This window comes from Bartonella sp. AP30XZML, from assembly GCF_042195945.1.
Classification (GTDB): domain Bacteria; phylum Pseudomonadota; class Alphaproteobacteria; order Rhizobiales; family Rhizobiaceae; genus Bartonella.
Window position 1 is genome coordinate 1 of the sequence record NZ_JBHIPJ010000037.1, and the last position, 3,638, is coordinate 3,638.

Here is a 3,638-nt window from a genome sequence, read left to right on the forward strand (position 1 = left end):
AAGCTTTATGAAAGTTTTTTTGCCAAGGCATTTAAGAAAACCACGGATAGGCTTGGGATTGTTTATACGCCCGTTGAGGTTATGGATTTTATCATTCATTCTGTTGATGATGTGTTGCGGAATGAATTTGGAAAAAGCTTAGGATCACGGGGTGTTTCTATTCTTGACCCTTTTACGGGAACGGGTACTTTTATCACAAGGCTTTTACAATCTAATCTCATCAAACCAGAGGATATGGAATATAAATATCGTTATGATATCCATGCCAATGAGATTGTTTTGCTTGCCTATTACATAGCAGCGATTAACATTGAATCGACCTATCATGGTCTTATGAAAGGTGAGTATATTCCTTTCAAGCATATTGGTTTGACCGATACGTTTCGGATGATTGAAAAACAAGATTTAATGAAAGGTATACTTAAAGAAAACAGTGAATATTTAGAACATCAAAAGAAACTGGATATCAAAGTTATCTTTGGTAATCCTCCTTATTCTTTTGGACAAAAGAGTGCTAATGATAATAATCCGAATACATCTTACCCCATATTAGATGAATGTATCCGTGAAAAATATATATTGAAATCAACAAAAATTATAAATCGGAACAAACTTTATGATAGTTATATTCGTGCCATTCGTTGGGCTAGTGACCGTATTGATAATGCTGGGGTAATCGGCTTTGTCACAAATGCAAGCTTTATCAATGGAAGTTCTATGGATGGTTTACGCAAGTGCCTCGTTGAGGAATTTTCAAGCCTTTATGTTTTCCATTTACGGGGTAATCAACGAACCTCTGGAGAAATTTCTCGAAAAGAAGGTGGTAAGATTTTTGGTGAAGGGTCACGTGCTCCCATTGCTATCTCTATTCTCGTAAAAAATCCAAATGCACACCAGCATGGGAAAATATATTTCCGTGATATTGGAGATTATCTCAATAGAGAAGAAAAGCTTAAGACAATTAAAAAATTTAGGAGTATTGATGGCATTACACGGAGCAAAAAAGGTTGGCAAATAATTACACCAGATAAACATGGTGATTGGATAAAGCAAAGAGTTGCTGATTTTGATCAATTCATACCTATGGGGAATAGGAATACCCCAATAGATGCTAAGTTATTTGAGGAAGTATCGCTTGGTATAAAATCAACTCGTGATTCTTGGGTTTGTAATTTTTCGAATAACGCACTAAGTACCTCTATTCAAAAAACGATTGAATTTTTTAATGAACAAAAACGTCTTGTTAGTGAAAACCCATCTATATCTGTAAAAAATATTATTGATTATGATGCTACCAAAATTAGTTGGACGGATACTCTTATTTCTCGTTTAAAACGGGGAGATGATGCAATCTTTGAACCCCACCTAACAGTTCCTGCTCTCTATAGTCCGTTTGTAACAATGTGGCATTATACATCATCATTTCTTAATGACATGTTAGGACAAACACATCAGTTTTTTAATCCAGATATGCCTGATAATCTTGGAATTTGTGTTTCGGGCATAGGAAATCGATCAGATTTTTCATGTCTCATGACAAATAAACCAATTAACTATGCTACATTAGAAACAGCAAGATGCTATCCGCTTCTATTATGTTCTAATTATAAAAAAACTCACGACCATAGCTTATTTACTACAGATGCACAAAAGAAAGTTCGTGATGCCATTACTGATGAGGGGCTAGCGCATTTTAAATCGGCTTATCCTAATGAGACTATAACAAAAGAAGACATCTTTTATTACGTTTACGGTCTTTTGCATTCGGAAGATTATCGTGCCCGTTATGCGGATAATTTATGTAAAGAATTGCCTCGCATTCCTTGTGTAAAAAATGCTGATGATTTTTGGAAGTTTGTGACAGCAGGACGTGAACTCGGTCATTTGCACGTGAATTATGAAGATGTAGAACTTTATCCAGTGACCTTTAAAAAGGGCAATCCAAAACAGACAGAGATCTCTAATCCCGAAAAATTCTATTATGTAACTGAAATGAAATTCGCAAAAATTAAGAATAGTAAGGAAAAGGATAAATCAACTGTTTTTTATAATAGCAATATCACAATAACAGATATCCCTCTTGAAGCTTATGAGTATATCGTCAATGGCAAGCCTGCTCTTGAATGGGTTATGGGGCGTCAATGTGTTAAGACTGATAAAAAGAGTGGCATTGTGAATGATGCCAATCGCTATGCTGTTGAAACCGTTGGCAACCCTGCCTACCCTCTAGAGTTGTTTCAAAGGGTTATTACCGTAAGTTTAGAAACAATGAAAATCGTTAAGAACTTACCAAAATTAGAAATAAGAGAAACTGAATAATTTATAAAGCATGCTCACATAATGGGTATGATAACTCATAAGGGGTATAGAGCTTATAACCATAATCTATACCTCTTTTGTTAAGTTGATTAGATACAATCCTAATATGCGTTATTCTAAAAATAAGGCTTTGTACTTTAAACACTCTTATTGGGATTGCTTTAAGACTTTTAAGAAACCCACTCTTAAAGTGAATTAGATTTTTTTACATTGCCTTTAAGAGGTTATACCGTAATCTAAAATGAGTGCTTTATTGTTTTCAAAAGCTTTGTTTAAAGAGAGTTATATATATTCATTTTCTTATATTACTTATAGGTTTTGAAGGTTTCTCAAACTCTCAAAATACCTTCAAAAATATATCGTTGGTTGTATTTACATGTTGTGTTTTAATATAGATTGTATCTCTAAAATGCTAATATATTGAAATATAATGACTTTTATTTTTCGATTGAAAAAAAATATATAAAGGGGAGTAAAAGGAACCCTCAAAATACTCAAAATCTTCAAAACTCATAACCATAATGGTCTTGATAGCATTTCTTATGAGTTACAAGCTATCTTTTGAAAGGCTTTAAAAGATCATATGCTTTTCATAAAGCACATTTTAATCATTCACTAAAATCATAAGATTCGTCTGTTAAATAAACAGACATAACCGATAAAATAGACAATAATCCATTAAAAGAGATTTTGATCATCTATGGAATAATTTTATAGATCTTTTTTTATAGGTTGTTTCCTTAAAATCTTGCACCAAAACCATGATCAGAGCCATACCACTGTTGAGTTTCTCAACTATGATCAAGGCTTTGGACCGCGCCTTATTTTCTAAATTTTTTGAAATCTTTTTGATATTTNACTTTTCTGCCACCCGTTCAATCAAACCGTAGCTCACTTGCTTCACCTTTGCTACTTCTTTGGCTAAAGCTAATGCACGTTCAAGGTGGGTTTTGTTGATGCTCTCGTCAAAGCCCAAGTGGTCCCCTGCCGTAAAGCTTTGCTGATAAGATTGTAAGGTTTCAGCATCACCCAACAAAGCAAGAGCGCCAAGATGAAGTAAAGCATAATCCGTATCGTTTGCTTTAGACGTGGCGCCTTTTTCCCAAGGAGCAGTGCCATAATCAGAGCGAAGTCTTTTAGAAAGGTCAATCTCTTTGACTGACCATTCTAGCGCATCATCAAGCGCCTGTGTTAAACGATCTGCAGTAACTTCTGGTTCAAAGATTTCCAGTCCCTTGGCTTCAAAATTAAGCTGTATATCTGGGATATCTTCCGTGTGGGTAGGATCAATGAATTTACAAGCAGCGGAAAGAATACCC

The 3,638-nt window shown here is 34.6% G+C and carries 2 protein-coding genes; one reads left to right on the forward strand and one right to left on the reverse strand.

Going from position 1 to position 3,638, the window contains the following annotated elements; genetic code table 11:
* On the forward strand, positions 1-2,319 hold a 2,319-nt coding region (locus ACFIL2_RS02770), incomplete at its 5' end, for a type ISP restriction/modification enzyme (protein WP_375680347.1).
* Between the two features lie 694 nt (positions 2,320-3,013).
* Here the strand turns inward: ACFIL2_RS02770 and ACFIL2_RS02775 are convergent.
* On the reverse strand, positions 3,014-3,638 hold a 625-nt coding region (locus ACFIL2_RS02775), incomplete at its 5' end, for a DUF6990 domain-containing protein (protein WP_375681677.1).